14 protein-coding genes are annotated in these 16,055 nt (G+C 64.2%); 6 read left to right on the top strand and 8 right to left on the bottom strand.

Going from position 1 to position 16,055, the window contains the following annotated elements:
* Positions 1-148: 148 nt before the first annotated feature.
* The 3 genes from AC1DKQ_RS09635 (at position 149) to AC1DKQ_RS09645 (ending at position 4,966) form a co-directional block, all read left to right on the top strand.
* The gene (locus AC1DKQ_RS09635) at positions 149-1,705 is read left to right on the top strand and encodes an APC family permease (protein ID WP_476918865.1); all 1,557 of its coding nucleotides are present in this window, start codon (positions 149-151) and stop codon (positions 1,703-1,705) included.
* Positions 1,706-1,761: 56 nt separating this feature from the next.
* A complete protein-coding gene (locus AC1DKQ_RS09640; protein WP_476918866.1) occupies positions 1,762-2,997 on the top strand; it encodes a saccharopine dehydrogenase family protein in 1,236 nt (411 codons plus the stop codon).
* Between the two features lie 67 nt (positions 2,998-3,064).
* Positions 3,065-4,966 carry a primary-amine oxidase gene (locus AC1DKQ_RS09645; RefSeq protein WP_476918867.1) on the top strand — a complete coding sequence of 634 codons (1,902 nt, stop codon included), beginning with the start codon at positions 3,065-3,067 and terminating at the stop codon, positions 4,964-4,966.
* A gap of 60 nt (positions 4,967-5,026) precedes the next feature.
* Here the strand turns inward: AC1DKQ_RS09645 and AC1DKQ_RS09650 are convergent, their stop codons facing one another.
* Positions 5,027-5,797, bottom strand: a complete 771-nt coding sequence (locus AC1DKQ_RS09650; RefSeq protein ID WP_476918868.1) for an alpha/beta fold hydrolase — start codon at positions 5,795-5,797, stop codon at positions 5,027-5,029.
* Positions 5,798-5,916: 119 nt separating this feature from the next.
* Here AC1DKQ_RS09650 and AC1DKQ_RS09655 point away from each other — a divergent pair, with 119 nt between their 5' ends.
* Positions 5,917-7,128: an alanine racemase gene (locus AC1DKQ_RS09655; RefSeq protein ID WP_476918869.1), complete on the top strand. Its 1,212-nt coding sequence runs from the start codon at positions 5,917-5,919 to the stop codon at positions 7,126-7,128.
* A 43-nt stretch (positions 7,129-7,171) separates the two neighbouring features.
* Here AC1DKQ_RS09655 and AC1DKQ_RS09660 read toward each other — a convergent pair whose 3' ends face one another.
* The 6 genes from AC1DKQ_RS09660 to pxpA all read right to left on the bottom strand — a co-directional run bounded on the left by AC1DKQ_RS09660 (position 7,172) and on the right by pxpA (position 11,947).
* Entirely contained in the window at positions 7,172-7,456 is a 285-nt protein-coding gene (locus AC1DKQ_RS09660; RefSeq protein ID WP_476883575.1) for a hypothetical protein, read from the bottom strand.
* Positions 7,457-7,658: 202 nt separating this feature from the next.
* Entirely contained in the window at positions 7,659-8,645 is a 987-nt protein-coding gene (locus AC1DKQ_RS09665; protein ID WP_476883576.1) for a 5-oxoprolinase subunit C family protein, read from the bottom strand.
* Positions 8,635-9,540: a 5-oxoprolinase subunit B family protein gene (locus tag AC1DKQ_RS09670; protein ID WP_476883577.1), complete on the bottom strand. Its 906-nt coding sequence runs from the start codon at positions 9,538-9,540 to the stop codon at positions 8,635-8,637. The genes AC1DKQ_RS09665 and AC1DKQ_RS09670 overlap by 11 nt, the downstream gene beginning before the upstream one ends.
* On the bottom strand, positions 9,537-10,889 hold the full coding sequence (locus AC1DKQ_RS09675) for an acetyl-CoA carboxylase biotin carboxylase subunit (protein ID WP_476883578.1): 1,353 nt from the start codon (positions 10,887-10,889) through the stop codon (positions 9,537-9,539). Before AC1DKQ_RS09675 ends, AC1DKQ_RS09670 begins: the two co-directional genes overlap by 4 nt.
* Before the next feature lie 2 nt (positions 10,890-10,891).
* Positions 10,892-11,131 carry an acetyl-CoA carboxylase gene (locus tag AC1DKQ_RS09680; protein WP_091561899.1) on the bottom strand — a complete coding sequence of 80 codons (240 nt, stop codon included), beginning with the start codon at positions 11,129-11,131 and terminating at the stop codon, positions 10,892-10,894.
* A 36-nt stretch (positions 11,132-11,167) separates the two neighbouring features.
* Entirely contained in the window at positions 11,168-11,947 is a 780-nt protein-coding gene (gene pxpA, locus AC1DKQ_RS09685; protein ID WP_476883579.1) for a 5-oxoprolinase subunit PxpA, read from the bottom strand.
* 120 nt (positions 11,948-12,067) lie between these two features.
* On the opposite strand from pxpA, the gene AC1DKQ_RS09690 reads away from it, so the two are divergent.
* Positions 12,068-13,513, top strand: coding sequence for a PucR family transcriptional regulator (locus AC1DKQ_RS09690; RefSeq protein WP_476918870.1), 1,446 nt, complete (start codon positions 12,068-12,070; stop codon positions 13,511-13,513).
* Between the two features lie 187 nt (positions 13,514-13,700).
* Here AC1DKQ_RS09690 and AC1DKQ_RS09695 read toward each other — a convergent pair whose 3' ends face one another.
* Complete coding sequence (locus AC1DKQ_RS09695; protein WP_476918871.1) at positions 13,701-14,741, bottom strand: LacI family DNA-binding transcriptional regulator; 1,041 nt, start codon at positions 14,739-14,741, stop codon at positions 13,701-13,703.
* 287 nt (positions 14,742-15,028) lie between these two features.
* Between AC1DKQ_RS09695 and AC1DKQ_RS09700 the strand changes: the two genes are divergently transcribed.
* Positions 15,029-16,048, top strand: coding sequence for an asparaginase (locus AC1DKQ_RS09700; protein ID WP_476918872.1), 1,020 nt, complete (start codon positions 15,029-15,031; stop codon positions 16,046-16,048).
* The last annotated feature ends 7 nt before the right edge of the window (positions 16,049-16,055 follow it).

Consider the following 16,055-nt stretch of genomic DNA (forward strand, 5'->3'; position numbering starts at 1 on the left):
GGCCTTGCAGCTCAAGCCACCCCTTGCGGGATATCTCTAGAAGCTGGATTATTTGCACTATTACGCACAGACGTGTCCCGCTCTTCGCTGGGTAAAGGTTGGACTCCGGCTCGAACCGGCGCTGCCGGTTCCTCGGTTGGGAGAGAAGATGGCAAGCACCGTTCCTTCAACAACTAAAGAGGCTGGCAGCAAGGGGCTGAAAAGCGGCGCGCTCGGTCTCGTATCGAGCGTCGTTGTGGGTGTCGCATCGACGGCCCCGGCCTATAGCCTCGCGGCCAGCCTGGGATTCATCGTCGTCGGTGGCACCATCTTCGCAGGGGTCAAGGCGCCCGGAATCGTCCTTCTCGCGTTCATCCCGATGTACCTCATCGCGGTCGCTTACCAGGAGCTGAATAAGGCCGATCCTGACTGCGGAACAACTTTTACGTGGGCGTCCCGAGCGTTTGGTCCGGTCACCGGGTGGATGGGCGGCTGGGGGATAATTATCGCCGACATAGTCGTCATGGCCAATCTGGCTCAGATCGCTGGCGCGTATTCATTCATTTTTGTCGGAGGATTCGGGCTGCCGGATGTCGCGCAGCTGGCGAGCAACGTCGTTGCGACAACGATTGCAGGTCTGGCATGGATTGCCGTGATGACCTGGATCTGCTATCGGGGCATCGAGCTCACGGCTCACGTGCAGTACGTGCTGCTCTCGTTTGAAATCGCGATCCTTATTTTCTTCGCCGGCTTCGCACTGGTCAGAGTGTATTCGGGAACCGCAGAGCCGTACTCCCTCGTCCCGCAGTTGGACTGGTTCAATCCGTTCACACTCGACTTTGGCGAGACTATTGCCCCGGCAATGCTCACTGCGATCTTCATTTACTGGGGCTGGGACACTGCCGTCTCGGTGAATGAGGAGACGAAGAACCCTGACAAGACGCCAGGGCGCGCGGCCATCATCAGCACGATTCTCCTGCTGGCCACCTATGCGATCGTGACCGTCGCCGCCGTGGCCTTTGCCGGTGTCGGCGACTCGGGAATTGGACTGGCGAACCCGGAAAACTCTGCCGACGTATTTTCGGCCATCGGACCTACACTGTTCGGCGAGGGCCCGGTTGGAGCGATCCTCATGACACTTCTCGGATTCTCCATCCTGACGTCGGCGTCAGCCTCGACGCAAACGACCATCCTTCCGACAGCACGCACCACGCTTTCGATGGCGGTCTACAAGGCGATCCCGGAAAAGTTCGCCCGAATCCACGCGAAATACCTCACTCCCACCTGGTCAACTATCGGCATGGGCCTCGCCTCCGCGTTCTTCTACCTCGTCTTCACGCTCATCAGCCCGGCACTCCTTCTGGCCCTGATCGGCTCGATCGGGCTGATGATCGCGTTCTACTACGGACTGACCGGCCTCGCCTGCGTATGGTTCTATCGCAAGACACTCACGTCCTCGTTCCGGAACTTCATCATGCGCGGACTGTTCCCGTTGGCCGGCAGCCTCATGCTGGCGGCCGTGTTCATCTACGGTCTGTCGAACTTCGCCCAACCTGATTGGCTCCAAGACGCAGATGGTAACAACGTGACGATCTTCGGCATCGGGGCCGAGGCAGTCGTGGGCGTCGGCGGCCTGCTGATCGGGGCCGTGCTGATGGGGGTCTGGTGGATCCGGAAGCCGGACTTCTTCCGCGGGCGGACACTGGCCCGGACTTCGGACGCATGAGGGGCGCCGCCATTGAAGTCACGGCCGGTGCTGTGGCTCCCACCTGAAGGACACCAATGAGGATCCTATGCATAGGCGCCGGCGGCGTCGGCGGGGCAGCGGCCGGCATTGCGGCGCGACGGAGCTTTTTCGAAGCATTCGTTGTCGCAGACTACGACTTGGCGCGTGCGGAATCTGTAGTCCAATCCGTTCCCCCCGAACTCAGGCAACGCTTTCAGGCAGTGTCCCTTGACGCGTCGAGCCAGGCGGCCGTGGCGGATGCCATACGTCGGCAGCGCATCACGCACGTCCTCAACGCCGTTGATCCGCGCTTTGTGATGCCGATTTTTGAAGGCGCGGCGGAGGCCGGCGCCACCTACCTCGACATGGCCATGTCGCTGTCGACGCCGCATCCTGAGGAGCCCTATCAGCTCCCCGGCGTGAAACTGGGTGATCTGCAATTTGAACGGTCCGGCGAATGGGAATCCGCCGGCCGCCTCGCCTTGGTCGGAATGGGCGTCGAGCCCGGCCTGTCGGATGTATTTGCCGCCTACGCCCGGGAATTCCTGTTCTCCCAGATCGACGAACTGGGCGTCCGGGACGGGGCCAACCTGGTGGTTGAAGGCTATGACTTTGCCCCGTCATTCTCGATTTGGACCACCATCGAGGAGTGCCTTAATCCGCCGGTCGTCTACTCGTCCGAGCACGGCTGGAGGACTACGGAGCCATTTAGCGAACCCGAAGTGTTTGACTTCCCCGAGGGCATTGGGCCGGTCGAATGCGTCAATGTGGAGCACGAAGAAGTGCTGCTCATGCCGCGATGGATCGATGCAAAAACCGTGAACTTCAAATACGGCCTTGGAAATGAATTTATCGATGTGCTCCGCGTCCTTCACAAGCTCGGACTCGACTCCACCGAACCGGTGAACGTCAAAGGAACGTTGGTCAGTCCCCGTGACGTGGTCGCAGCGTGTCTGCCGGACCCTGCCACGCTCGGCCCCAAGATCACGGGCAAAACGTGCGCCGGGGTCTTGGTCCGGGGCAAAGACAGGGAAGGCAACCCGCGAAGTACGTACCTTTACCATGTGGCCGACAATGCGTGGACGATGGAAAACTACGCCAGTCAATGCGTCGTGTGGCAAACAGCCATTAACCCGATCATTGCTCTCGAGCTGCTTGCCAGCGGGACATGGACAGGGGCAGGCGTCCTGGGGCCGGAGGCTTTCCCCGCCAAACCATTCCTGGACTTGATGGCCGCCCCCGAGCCGGAAGGTTATGGCTCTCCCTGGCACATCAGAGAGGAAACGCTGTGAGGACCCTCCGGCGGCTCCGGGTTTCGCCGTCGGGGCCGTGAACGCGATCTCGGAGAAGGAGAGTGCCGTGAAAATTTCGTCCCAGTTTCATCCACTGGATCCACTTAGCGCGGAAGAGTTCCTGGCAGCGGCTGCCTTGCTCGCCAGCGCACAGGGCGTCTCATTTCCTGCATGGCGACTGGCAGCCATTGAGCTGATCGAACCCGACAAGGCCTCCGTCGACGCCTTCGAGTCCGACGCCGACGCGCCGGCTCCGGAGCGGATCGTCGGTGTGAACTGCTTCGAACGTTCCTCAAACAAGACCTACCAGGCGCGGCTGTCCCTGGCTCGCGGGGACGTTGTCTCTTTCACCCATGTCCCGGGCGTGCAGGCGAACATGACCGTGGACGAGTGGGAAGAAGCTGACGCAGCGCTGCGCAGTGACCCGAGGGTGATCGCTGCGCTTGCCAAGCGCGGCATCACGGACCTGTCCCTGGTGTTCATGGACGTTTGGACTTACGGCCTGACACTGATCCCGGAAAAGTACCAGGGGCGCCGGATCGGCTGGTCCGATACCTGGGTCCGTGCCCGGCCGGGCGCAAACCCCTACGCAGGGCCGGTCAACGGCTTCCACTGCGTCATTGACCTGGCCTCCATGGAGCTGCTGGACATCGAGGACACCTTTGCGGTCGACACTCCCGAGATCATGGGGGGATATGTCCCGGCGCTGATCCCGGAGCGGCTCCGCAATGCAAGCACCCGGGAACCGCTGAAGCCGCTGGAGATTCTTCAGCCCGAGGGCGTTTCCTTCCGTTTTGATGGCAACAGGGTCAGCTGGCAGAACTGGTCCATGCGAATCGGGTTCAACTACCGCGAAGGCCTGACCATTCACCGGGTCAGCTATCGCGACGGAGGGCGCGAGCGGCCGATTGCGAACCGCCTGTCCTTCGCCGAAATGGCTGTTCCCTACCGGGACCCGAGTGACGACCACTACCACCGCACCGCGTTCGATGTCGGTGAATGGGGTCTGGGATTCATGACGACGTCGCTTGAACTGGGCTGCGACTGTCTTGGCGAAGTCCGGTACTTCGATGCGGTCATGCACAATTCGGCGGGGGAGCCGTTCACTATCAAGAACGCGATCTGCTTCCACGAAGAGGACGCAGGGGTGTTGTGGAAGCACATCGATCACGACGGCGGCATGGAAGTGCGTCGCATGCGTCGACTGGTGATTTCGTTCCATGTCACCGTGGCCAACTACGAATACCTGGTCTACTGGCGCTTCTACCAAGACGGGAACATCGAGTGCGAGGTAAGAGCCACTGGAATCATGGTGGTCACCCATTTCGGCGAGGGCCAAGAGCATCCGAGCGGGACCCTTGTGGACCACCGGACCTACGCGCCCTTCCATCAGCACTTCCTGGTGGCCCGGCTCGACCTCGACATCGACGGAACGGCCAACACAGTTTACCGCTCGGAAACTGAGATGGTCCCGATGGGGCCGGAGAATCCGTACGGGCTCGCCCTGCTTCAGAAAAAGAGCCCCATCACGACCGAGGGACACGACGACTATTCCTGGGAAACCCAGCGGGCCTGGACGGTGACAAACGATAATTCGGTCAACGGGCTCGGAACCCCGGTGTCCTACAAACTGGTGCCCGGCGCAGGGTTCCCCGCGTTCTTTGATCCGGCATCCCCGGTTTTTCAGCGCTCGGAGGTCATTGGGCACACAGTGTGGGTGACGCCGAACGATGCCAAGGAACGTTGGCCGGCCGGCGAATTTGTGAACCAGGGAGCAGGCGGACTGGGAATGCCCGAATGGGTGCAGCAGGGCCGGTCCGTGGAAAACACCGACGTCGTCCTTTGGTACGTTTTCGGCATACACCACATCCCGCGGCCGGAGGAATGGCCGGTAATGCCGGCGGACACTGTTGCGTTCTGGCTCAAGCCGGTGGGCTTCTTCGACCGGAATCCGGCGCTGGATGTTTAGGCGGTGCGGGCACGCCTAGGCGTGTCAATTCCCGGTGACCTAACCCGGAATCCGTCCCTCTCAGTCGCCCAGGAATTCCTCGGTCACCCGCGCAACCTCGTCCGGATGCGTCCAGATGAGCGCGTGGTCAGCCGGGTCGATCAAGACGAGGCGCGATCCGGGAATTCCGTTGTGGAGCATATTCGCGTGCTGGATCGGTACCGCCTGATCGTTCGCAGCGGCGACGACGAGCGTCGGACAGGCGATCTCGGCCAGCCGGCCCCTGCTGTCGAACGCCATCGCACCCCGCCAGGCGGACGCCATCACCCTGGCATCCTGGCCCGCCATGAGCCCGGTGAGCCAGTCGGTACGTTCCCTGCCCAGCTGCGGAGCGGACGGTGCGACTACCAGCTTCGACAGCCGCCGCATCCCGAGGACCCGGAGCGCAGGCGGCAGGGCGTGGCCTTCAACCCACTCGCGCCACGTCGCCATGTTGAAGGCATAGGCGCAAACGAGTACGAGGCGGTCGCATCGCCCGGGATAGTCCAGGGCCAGTTGCTGGGCGACCGCGCCGCCATGCGAGTAGCCAAGCACGGCCGTAGCCTCGATGGCGAGATAGTCGAGCAAACGTGCCAGGTCCGCTGCCAGCAGCGTGGCCGTGTAAGGCGGCGGAAGTCCCCGGCTTTGCCCGTGGCCGCGCAAATCCGGAATGATCAGGCGATGCCGGGCGGCGAGACGCTCGAGCACTGGGTCGAACATCTGGCCGGTGACCATCAGCCCGTGCACCAGCAGCAGGGGCTTACCCGATCCGCGTTCGGTGAAGTGGATGAGGTCTGAAGGTGTGGAGCTCATGTCACTAGTGCAGTGTCAACTGGCCCATTCCGCCAGACCCCTGGCGGTCAAGTAGATTATCGGAGTGTCAAAGCAGCTAGTGTCGAAGCAGCTTTTGGGACCTAAGAATCGGGAGAAGTGTGAGCCAGCTGATCGAGAGCCAGGGTGGGGCCGATGGAGACTTCGCGCCAAAGATCGTAAAGGGACCCGGGTATCCGCAGCTGCGGCTCGACGGCGATGCCCTTGACAACAATATCCAGGTCATGGCGGCGTGGTGCCGGGAGCGGGGCGTGGAACTCGCCCCGCACGTCAAGACGACGATGTCGGCGCCGATCATCAAGCGGCAGCTGGCTGCTGGCGCCGTCGGTGTCACCGTCGCCACCGTGGATCAGGTCGCCTCGGCATTGGCTTGGGGACATGACCGCGTTCTCGTGGCCAATGAAATCGTCGACAGGCTCGGACTAACGCGTGTCCGCACGTGGCTGGAGGAAGATCCCGGACGGGAGATCCGTTGCTTCGTTGATTCTGCGGCTGGGGTCAGGACGGCAGGGGAAATCTTCGACGGCGGGGCGATCGACCTTGAGGTGCTGATCGACGTCGGCACACCCGGCGGCCGCACAGGAGTACGCAGCCTGGATGAGGGTCTGCTGCTGGCTGAGCTGGTCCGGGCCACGCCGGGACTGAGGCTGGTGGGGGTTGCCGGGTACGAAGGCGTCGTGCCCAACAGCAGGGCGGAGGATACGGTCACCGCGGTCGACCGACACTGCCGGCTGGTGCGGGACGTGTATCTGGAGGCGGCGAAGTTTTTTGAGACGGCTGCCCCCATTTATTCAATGGGTGGGTCCGCGTTCCCGGACCGCGTGGTCGAGTTCCTTCCCGACGGCGGCCAGGTGCCTGGAACCCGGATCATTCTCAGATCAGGTTGCTACGTCACCCACGATCACGGCACGTATGCCGCCGTCAGCCCCGTTCCGGGACTCATTCCAGCGATATCCGTTCGCGCCGTCGTCCTGTCTACCCCGGAAGCGGGGATGGCCGTCGTCGGGGCAGGCAAACGGGATCTTCCCTACGACGCCGGACTGCCAATCTTCCTGTCGGCCCGGAAGACGGACGGTGCCGAAAAGAAGGGCGCCGCCGCAGAGGTGCGGAATCTCTTCGACCATCACGCAGTCCTTACCGGCGTCACCGGACTGAATGTCACCGATACCGTGGATTTCGGGCTGTCCCATCCCTGCTCCGCGTTCGACCGCTGGCCAGAATACGTGCTCACCGACCGGGACGGGCGCGACAAAGACGTGTGGCACACCGACTTCCGCCGATCCTCCCTGGGGGCCACCCCCGGCGGCGACTGATTCTCGGCCGTCCTGGATTCTTGGCCCGCGCTCCTTCTGGGACTTACTCCTTGAGGTGCCGGGTCAGCACTTCGAATTCCTCGACGCCCAGGATCTGCATGTGCTGTTCCGCGCTGGTCTCGGAGCGGATCTTGCCGGCAGCCTGCCCGCTGCCGGCAAGGGCGGCCGCGTCCTCCCACAGCGTGATGGACAGTGACTTGTTGTCCTTCCCAAGCAAGTAATAGATGCCCAGGCATCCCGGCAGCTCGAGCACCCGGTTGACGGTCTCATCTGAGGGTGCCCCGGAGCTGCCCGGGCCGGGCTGGTAGGTGCTGACGCGAGCGAACATGACTGTCCTCCTAGATCCAGGTCCGACGTCGGAGCACCTGCCGCCCAGGCCGTTGAACCGGGAGCTGGATCCTTGGGATATCCCGTCCTGGTGGCGGACAGACTGGTCTCCTCCCACCAGTAAGGACCCGCCGGCGCAGAAGCACAAGGCTCCCGTTTCGGGGCCATCCGCCACAGTCCGCCACAGTCCGCCGTCCCGTAGCTCAGCTGCCCGCGCCGATGGCCGCCCGGGCGTTCCTCTTGAGCTCGGCGAGTTCCTTGCGGGCCACCAGGGCCTCGTCCAGGCTGATGGCCACGAACCTGGTGGACGTGCCGGGGGCGGCGCGGGCCACCAGATCCATATCGGCGCTGATGACCGTGCCCACCATGGCGTAACCCCCGCCGGAGACGGCATCACGGTGCAGGATGATCGGCTGGGTGCCGCCCGGAATCTGGATGGACCCGACGGCATAGCCGGCATCCACAATGTTGGACGGATCGGAGCCGGCGCCGAATGGCTGCTCCCGCTCCTTCCACTGCACTCCGGGACCTGAGTACCTCAACCCCATCCGGTCAGCCACGGGGGTCACTTTCCACTCGCTGTGGAGAAGACTGTCCAGCCCCTCGTCGGTGAGACGGTGGTCGTACAGGCCAAGGACAATCCGGACGGCCTGTTCCTTGGCGAAGACGGGACGGAATTCCTCCGGAACTGTATCGGCGTCGGGCAGGGCTCCGCCGTTGAGCGGGGCACCCACCGGAACCTGGTCACCGGTCTCCAGCTTGCGGCCTTGGAACCCGCCGATCGCGCCCAGGCTGTAGGTGGACCGGCTGCCGAGCACCTTGGGGACATCGATGCCGCCCTGGACCGCGATGTAGTAGCGCGTGCCGCCCCGGATGACCCCGAAACTGAGTTCATCGCCGGCCTTCAGCTGCAGCCGGGTCCACTGGGGCCGGGTTTCGCCGTTGACCTTGACGTCCACCGGTGCCCCGGTGACGGCGACGACGGCATCCTGGTCGGTGGTCAGCACCGGGCCCAAGTACGTGCATTCGAGGACGGCTTCCTTGGCGGTGTTGCCCACCAGGGCATTGCCTAGTTCCGCCGAGTATTGGTCCATGGAACCGCTCTGCGGGATGCCCACGTTGTAGTGGCCGGTGCGTCCCTGGTCCTGGACCGTGGTGGCCAGTCCGGGGTTCTTGATGTCAAACGCCATTGAGGGCCTCCATGAGTTCCTGGTTGTAGCCTTCGGGATCCGCCAGCGCCTTGGACAGATCAAATGTCACGGGCACTTGCCGGTAGCGGAACGTCCCGGCGGAGATCTCGGTCTGGATGTTGTTATATTCAGCCTCGGTGACCGGCTTGAACTTCACGATGTCGCCCGGCCTGAAGAACACCATGAAGTCCTTGAAATCGGCCAGGGACTGGGCAGGATCGAAGATGGGCGCGGCAGCCACCCCGAACATCTGGTAGCCGCCGGCACCCCGCACGGAGTAGATGCAGCCGAAGCAGCCGCCGTGGCCCACGGTGAGTTTGGGGGTATCGGTGCGGGGACTCAGGTACTTGGGGACTTCGAGTTGTTTTTCCCGCTCCACCAGCTGGAAGAGGAACGGCAGGCCGGCGACGAAGCCGACCATGGAGACAAGCCACGGTTGCTCATGGTGGCGCTGGATGAATTCGGCGGCATCCTTGAGGTTGTTGACCTTGGCTGCGTAGTCAATGTCGGTGCCGCCGGGCTCCTGATGGAAACCTTCGCGGAAACGTTCGGCCACTTCCGCCGTGAACGGGTCCTCGTACCAGACCGGAACCTCGATGATCCGGGTTTCCAGCGAATGGTCGTGATGGTGCGTTAGGTCCCCTTCAATGGTCCGGACGGTCTCTTCAAGGGTCGACGGCGGCAGGACGTCGGGATCGAACCTCACCAGCAGCGACGCGTTGGCGGGACAGACGTCCACGATGCCGGGCAGCTGCATGGCCGAGAGCTTCGCGGCGATGGACATCACCCTGAAGTTCGCTGCCAGGCCCATGGACTCCGAGACCTCAACGAACAGGAATTCGTCTCCGCCCCAGGTGTAGCGGGCCTCCAACACGGCGGGTTCCGGGCTGCTCATTGTGCCTCCATCAGATCGGGGACGGTTTCAAGGAATTTCGAATGGTGGGTGACGGCCGCAAATTCGGGCCGGCTCAGCAGCTTCTTATGCACCGGGATAGTGGTCTTGACCCCCTCGATGCGGGTCTCATCCAGGGCCGTCAGCATCGCCCCAATGGCCAATGCGCGGGTGTCTGCATGCACAATCAGCTTGGCCATCAGGGAGTCGTAGTACGGAGTGACCGTGGAACCGGTCTCCACCCCGGTGTCCACCCTGATGCCTGCGCCCGCGGGCCAGTCCATGGCCGTGATGATGCCCGGGCTGGGGAAGAAGTGGTGGTCGGGGTCCTCGGCGTTGATACGGCATTCGATAGAGTGGCCGTTGAATGTGATGTCGTCCTGGCTGAGGGACATCGCCCCGGTGAACGCGATCTGCAGCTGTTCGCGGATCAGATCGACGCCCGTGATTTGCTCGGTGATCGGGTGCTCAACCTGGATACGGGTGTTCATTTCGATGAACGCGGCCTCATGGTTGACCGGGTCGTAGAGGAATTCGACCGTTCCGGCGCCGCTGTAGCCGCACTCGCGGGCCAGTTCCACGGAGGATTCCCGGATCCTCTGGCGGACGTGGTCCGGGAGGTCCGGCGCCGGCGCCTCTTCGATGACCTTCTGGGAGCGCCGCTGCATGGAGCAGTCGCGGTCGCCGAGATGGATGAAGTTTGTGCCGTCGCCGAGGACCTGTACCTCCACGTGACGGGCATGCTGCACAAAGCGTTCCAGGTAAACGGTGGGATCGCCGAAGACGGCCCCCGCTTCGCCGCGGGTCTGCTCAATGGATCCAAGAAGCTCCCCTTCGCTGTGAACAAAGCGGATGCCCCGGCCGCCGCCGCCGGCGGAGGCTTTGATCACGAGGGGGTAGCCGATGCCACGGGCGATTTCTACGGCGTCGGCGGCCGGATCGAGGGGCCCGTCCGAGCCGCGGAGCACGGGGACACCAGCCTTCCGGGCCGATTCCCTCGCCAAGGACTTGTTGCCCATCATCGCGATGGCGTCCGCACGCGGCCCCACCCAAATCAGGCCCGCATCAGCGACCTTCCGGGCGAAGTCCGCATTCTCGGAGAGGAACCCGTAGCCCGGATGGACGGCATCGCAGCCGTTGTCCACGGCCGCGGCGACGATGGCGTCCTGGTTCAGGTAGCTGGCGGTGGCAGGCGCCGGACCCACCACGACGACGTGGTCAGCGGACCGGGCGGCCAAGGATTCGACGTCGGCTTCGCTGGCCACCACGAAAGTCTCGACGCCCATTTCGCGGGCGGTCCTGGCGATGCGAACGGCAATCTCGCCGCGGTTGGCGATGAGCAGTTTCTTCATGGCTATCCTTCCCGGACGATGACGATTGCGTCGCCAGGGTTGACCATGTCGCCCTCGTTGACCTCAAACGACTCCAGGGTGCCGGCCACATCGGACTGGATTTCGGTGAACTGCTTCATGATTTCGATAATGCCGAGGGTCTGGCCGACCTCGATGGCGTCGCCTTCGTTGGCGAAAGGCGGCTTGCCAGGCCCGGGCTTGCGGTAGAAGACGCCGGGGAGCGGGGAAACGATGGTTGCCACGGGATGCTCGCTTTCAGATGGTTTGGATAGATCGGTTCAGCCCAGGACCGCACGCACTGCGGTGGCCACTGCAACAGAATTGGGTGCGTCGGAGTGGACGCAGATGCTTTGGAACTGGATGTCCAGTTCGGTGCCGTCAACAGCGAGGACGGGCTTGCCGGCCAGCGCCCTGCTGACTCGCTCGGCGGCGGCCTCGGGATCGGTGGGTGCCGGGCGGCGCTGGATCAGCAGCTCACCGGCCGGACCGTAGTTGAGGTCGACGTAAAGTTCGGGCACGAATTCCACCCCCATGGCCCGGCACACGCTTTCGTGGGCGGTCCCCGCGAGCCCGAAAAACGGAACGCCGAACTGCAAGGCGGCACCGGCGGCGGCCTGCATCAGGTCCTCGTCGCCGGCCAGCATCCCATAGAGGGAACCATGGGGCTTGATGTGGTTCAGTTCCAGCCCGTGCTTGGCGAGGAACGCCGTCAGGGCTCCGGTCTGATAGAGGATGATCGATTCGACCTCCGCCGGGGTGAGCACCATTCGGCGGCGTCCGAACCCCACAATGTCGGGCAGGCCGGGATGCGCTCCGACCGCCACGCCGTGCTCTGCAGCCAACGCGACGGTCCGTTCCATGACGTCAGGATCGCCGGCGTGATATCCGCAGGCGACGTTGGCGACGTCGATGATGCGCATGAGTTCTTCGTCGTTGCCGAACTCGTGGAGGCCCAGGCCTTCGCCCATATCGGAGTTCAACAGTACTCTGCGTTGTGCGGGGGGAGCGGTGGAGGAAGAGGTGTCAGCAGAGGTGTCGGGGGTCACATTGGTTTGCATGGGTGCAACGCTACTCAGCAATTCACACGCCCGATATTGTGCAGGTCGCTGAATCTGCGGGCATCAATTATGGTTATTGCACTGTCCGGCGGGGGAGCCCCGCCGTAGTGGGAGGGTCCCGTGCGAATTTCAGATTTAGCAGACGACGCCGATCTCAACATCCGACTCCGGGTTGCGGGCGGCGAGGGCCGACTGGCCCGGCCCATCACGTGGTGCGCCCCCACGGAACACATGGACCCCACGCCCTTCCTCAGCGTGAACGCCCTGGTTCTGACCAACGGCATGGGCCTGAACGTCAAGGACTTCAGGACCTGGGACGCGTACGTGGAACGGCTGGTTTCCGTCCCCGTCTCTGGGCTGGCATTTGGCCTGGGCGCGGCCCACAGCGAGCTGCCGGCCGGCCTGCTCCGGGCCTGCGAGGCGCACGGCCTGCCGCTGTTGGAGCTCGCGCCGCAGGTCCCCTTTTTGCTGGTCATGCGGCACGTGGAGCGGGTCATCGCCGCCGAGCGTTATGAGGAGTTGCGGAAGGGGTGGGAACTGGCGGACCAATGCACCCGGTTGGCGGCCGACGGGCATTCCCTAGCGGAGGTGCTGGAGAGGGTGGCGGATGCCATCGATGCGAGGGTGGCCGTGATCGACCAGAACGCCTTCGAGCTCGTTTCCGCCGGTGCCGCCCACGGCGGGACCGCGCGGACCGCGCTGCGCCTGCCCAGCGGCGAATCCGAGCAATTCAGGCTCGCCATCACGGGGATCAGGAGCAACATTGTGCTGCAGCCCATTCTGGGCCCTGTGGCTGCCGTCATCGCCATGCAGCTGAGCTATACCCTCGGGTCCCATTCGCCCCTTCACTCCCGCGAAGCCGCACGCTTCATGGAGGCCCTCTATGAGGACCGCGGCGAGCCGTCCGCGCCCTTGCGCCGCTACGCCCTCGAATCAGGGTTCGATCCTGACGGCGACTGGGGTGCAGTGCTCATCGGCAGCTCAGCAGCGGTGGCCCCCGCCAAACTGCGCGCCATCGCATGGCGCGCCCGGGTGGGGCTGCAGGCCGGGTTCGGCACGGTGCGGTTCATGGAGGAAGCCGGGCTTACGACTCTTTTGCTGCAGCACCGGCACGCGGCGGCCGACTTGCTTGATGCCGCACGGGTATTCTTCACGGACGCCCCGGAGCTCTCCATCATCGTCTCGGAATCCGCGGGTCTCAGTGAACTGCCGCTGGCGCTTCAGCTTGCCCGCCGCCACCTGGGACAGCCCGGGGTGCACCAGGCGCCGCTGGCCGATCTCGCCGGCATTGTGCAGGGACTGCCCAGCCCAGGTCTGGTGGCAATGTGCCAGCGGCTGCTGGCTCCCTTGGCCTCCGACGGCGGCAGCTCGCTGCGGGAGACCTTCGACGCGTACCTGCGCCACAGCGGGAACTCCGTGAAGGTCTGCGATGAGCTCTTCATCCACCGGAATACGCTGAGCTACCGGCTGCGGAAAATCGAAGAGCTGCTGAAACTCGACCTGTCGGACGGCGAAGTCCGCGCCACGTGCATGCTCGCCCTCGGCATCGTTGCGGCCGCCCAGTAGCATGTGCAGCTTGCACGAAAAGTAGCCTCAACCTTGGGCGAACTTCCGATATGACGCTGTGAGGCGGATCACTAATCTCAACTCATGGGCTTGGAGCCTGCCGTGTCGGGTCATTGATTGACGGACGAGGCGGGCCCGAATGGCCTTCAGATTCGACTCATTCGACTGAGAGGATCCCCTTGCCGTGTCACCACGCGTTGCCGAAGGCGCTGCTTTCCCGTACGCACAGGACCGGCTTCAGCCTGACGGATTCGACCTTCCGGCCGTCCAGGACGCCCTTAAGGAGCTGCACCGCAGTGCGCCCGATATCAAGCATGGGCGAGCGGACCGAAGAGAGCGGGATGGGAAGTTCCGCGGCCAGCGAGGTGTCATTGAACCCAACCACCGCTACGTCGCGGCCGACGCCGAGTCCATGGGAACGCAAGGCTCCCATGGCGCCAATGGCCGCGAAGTCATTGACGGCAAACAGCGCAGTCGGACGGGGGTTGCAGTGAGCCAGGATGGTCTCGGCCGCTTCCCGTCCGCCGGCGGTATCAAAACGGGACCACACCACGGCGCTCCGGGGAATCTTCCCGCCCAGCTCACGCCAGCGGTCCACAAAACCGGCCGTCCGGTCGACAGCCGTGCTGGCATAGGGCTCGCCGGCGATCACGGCGACGTTCCGATGCCCCCGGCTCCACAAGTGGTCGGCCACCAACTCGCCGCCAAGGACGTCGTCACATGTGGCCGACGGGAAGCCATGGACGCGGCGGTTCATGAGCACAAACGGCACCTTCCGGGCGGCCAGCTCCCGCAACAGGCCGCTGTCCAGGTGCGCGTCGCCGATGATCAGCCCGTCCACGCGTCGGGCCAGCATGGAGTCGGTCTTGCGGCGCTGCTCCTCCGGGTCGTCGCGGGAATTCATGACAAAGGTGGAGTAGCCGAGTTCCGCCGCTGCCTCGTCAATGCCCTCGTACATGATCGCCAGAACGAGGTCCGAAAGCCGGGGAACGATCACGCCCATGAGGTGGGTGCGCCGCGTCCGCAGCCCGGCCGCCTGCGGATCGGGGGAGTAGCCGCGCTTCCGCGCCAGCTCCCGCACCCGCTCCGCCGTCGCCACGGAAGCGGCCCCTCGTGCCACGTCGGAGCCCGAATGCAGGATCCTGGACACAGTCGAGGGGTGAATGCCGAGCTCGCTCGCGAGATCCTTCAGCGTCACCGTGCGGCCGCGTGCCGTGCTCTCTTCCATACATTCCCCTGCCTCAGCCCAAACGGTCGTCATCCCCAAGAGTGCCTCATGCTGCGCGGATCTCCGGTCCAGGCACCCTTGACGTGTCGCACCTCACATTCTATAGTCAATCAAACGGCATACCCAATCGATTGGGTAGAAGGAATCCCGGGAGCCGGCGGCGAAGTCTCTACCCCCTTGAAACTTCCGGGAGCATCTGCAGGAAACATGGCAGGGACAACTCTTAGTCAACAACCCAATCGATTGGGTAAGCATCCGGAAACGGATGCAAAACAAACGGAGTGGACATGACAGTCACAGATTTGGTTGGTCCCCACGTGGTGCTGCTGGCCACGGGAGGAACCATTTCCTCCCGTGCGTCCGAGGCCGGGGGAGCCGCCGTGGCGTCCGACACGGGGGAGCAGGTGTTCGCCAGCCTGGGGGTGCCAGCGGCACATCCGGTCCGCGTCGTCGATGTCTTCCGGAAGGGTTCGTACCTGCTGACAGTCGACGACATGATCGCCATCTGCGCCAGGATCCGGCAAGCCCTGGCGGATCCGCAGGTTCTGGGCGTTGTGGTCACCCACGGTACGGACACGATGGAGGAAACGGCCTACCTCGTTGACCTCACCCACGACGATCCACGCCCGGTCGTGTTCACCGGAGCCCAGCAGGCGGCCGACGCCGACTCACCGGACGGTCCCGGCAATCTGTCCCGCGCCATCGCAGTCGCCGGTTCTCCGCAGGCACGGGGAAGCGGGGTGCTGCTGGCGTTTGCCGGGACCATCTTTCCCGCGGCCGGCGTCCGGAAGAACCACACGACTCGCCTCGATGCGTTCGCCAACCCGGACTTCGGAACCGTCGGATCGGTGTCCGACTCCGGCGAGGTCGAGATCCAGGCGGCGCGGCGCGGCCGTTCCCCTTTGCCGTTGCCGGGCGTGGACACCGGTTCTCCGCGCGTTGACCTTGTTGCTGCCTACCCCGGAGCAGACTCCACCCTCCTGCGGGCCGCTCTCCGGGCCGGCGCGGCCGGGATCGTGCTCCAGGGGACGGGAACGGGCAACGCCAACCGTGTGCTGTGCCAGGTTGTCGCCGAGGCCACGGCGGCCGGCGTCGTCGTGGTGACGAGCACTCGCGTGGAAGCCGGTGCCGTAGTACCCCTGTACGGCGACGGCGGCGGCGAGGATCTGCGCGCTGCCGGTGCCATCGCCTCCGGGCTGCTCAGGCCATCCCAATCGCTGGTCTTGCTAAGCCTCCTGCTCAGGCTCGGCATGCCCGCCGCCCGGATTGCCGAGACGTTCGTCCGGCGCGGCACGCTCCCTGACTAGTTTTCCC

This window comes from Arthrobacter sp. 05L421, from assembly GCF_056397785.1.

Coding starts and splice junctions, on each gene's coding strand:
- AC1DKQ_RS09635 (WP_476918865.1), top strand. CDS start 149: ATGGCAAGCACCGTTCCTTCAACAACTAAAGAGGCTGGCAGCAAGGGG.
- AC1DKQ_RS09640 (WP_476918866.1), top strand. CDS start 1,762: ATGAGGATCCTATGCATAGGCGCCGGCGGCGTCGGCGGGGCAGCGGCC.
- AC1DKQ_RS09650 (WP_476918868.1), bottom strand. CDS start 5,797: ATGAGCTCCACACCTTCAGACCTCATCCACTTCACCGAACGCGGATCG.
- AC1DKQ_RS09660 (WP_476883575.1), bottom strand. CDS start 7,456: ATGTTCGCTCGCGTCAGCACCTACCAGCCCGGCCCGGGCAGCTCCGGG.
- AC1DKQ_RS09665 (WP_476883576.1), bottom strand. CDS start 8,645: ATGGCGTTTGACATCAAGAACCCCGGACTGGCCACCACGGTCCAGGAC.
- AC1DKQ_RS09670 (WP_476883577.1), bottom strand. CDS start 9,540: ATGAGCAGCCCGGAACCCGCCGTGTTGGAGGCCCGCTACACCTGGGGC.
- AC1DKQ_RS09675 (WP_476883578.1), bottom strand. CDS start 10,889: ATGAAGAAACTGCTCATCGCCAACCGCGGCGAGATTGCCGTTCGCATC.
- pxpA (WP_476883579.1), bottom strand. CDS start 11,947: ATGCAAACCAATGTGACCCCCGACACCTCTGCTGACACCTCTTCCTCC.
- AC1DKQ_RS09695 (WP_476918871.1), bottom strand. CDS start 14,741: ATGGAAGAGAGCACGGCACGCGGCCGCACGGTGACGCTGAAGGATCTC.
- AC1DKQ_RS09700 (WP_476918872.1), top strand. CDS start 15,029: ATGACAGTCACAGATTTGGTTGGTCCCCACGTGGTGCTGCTGGCCACG.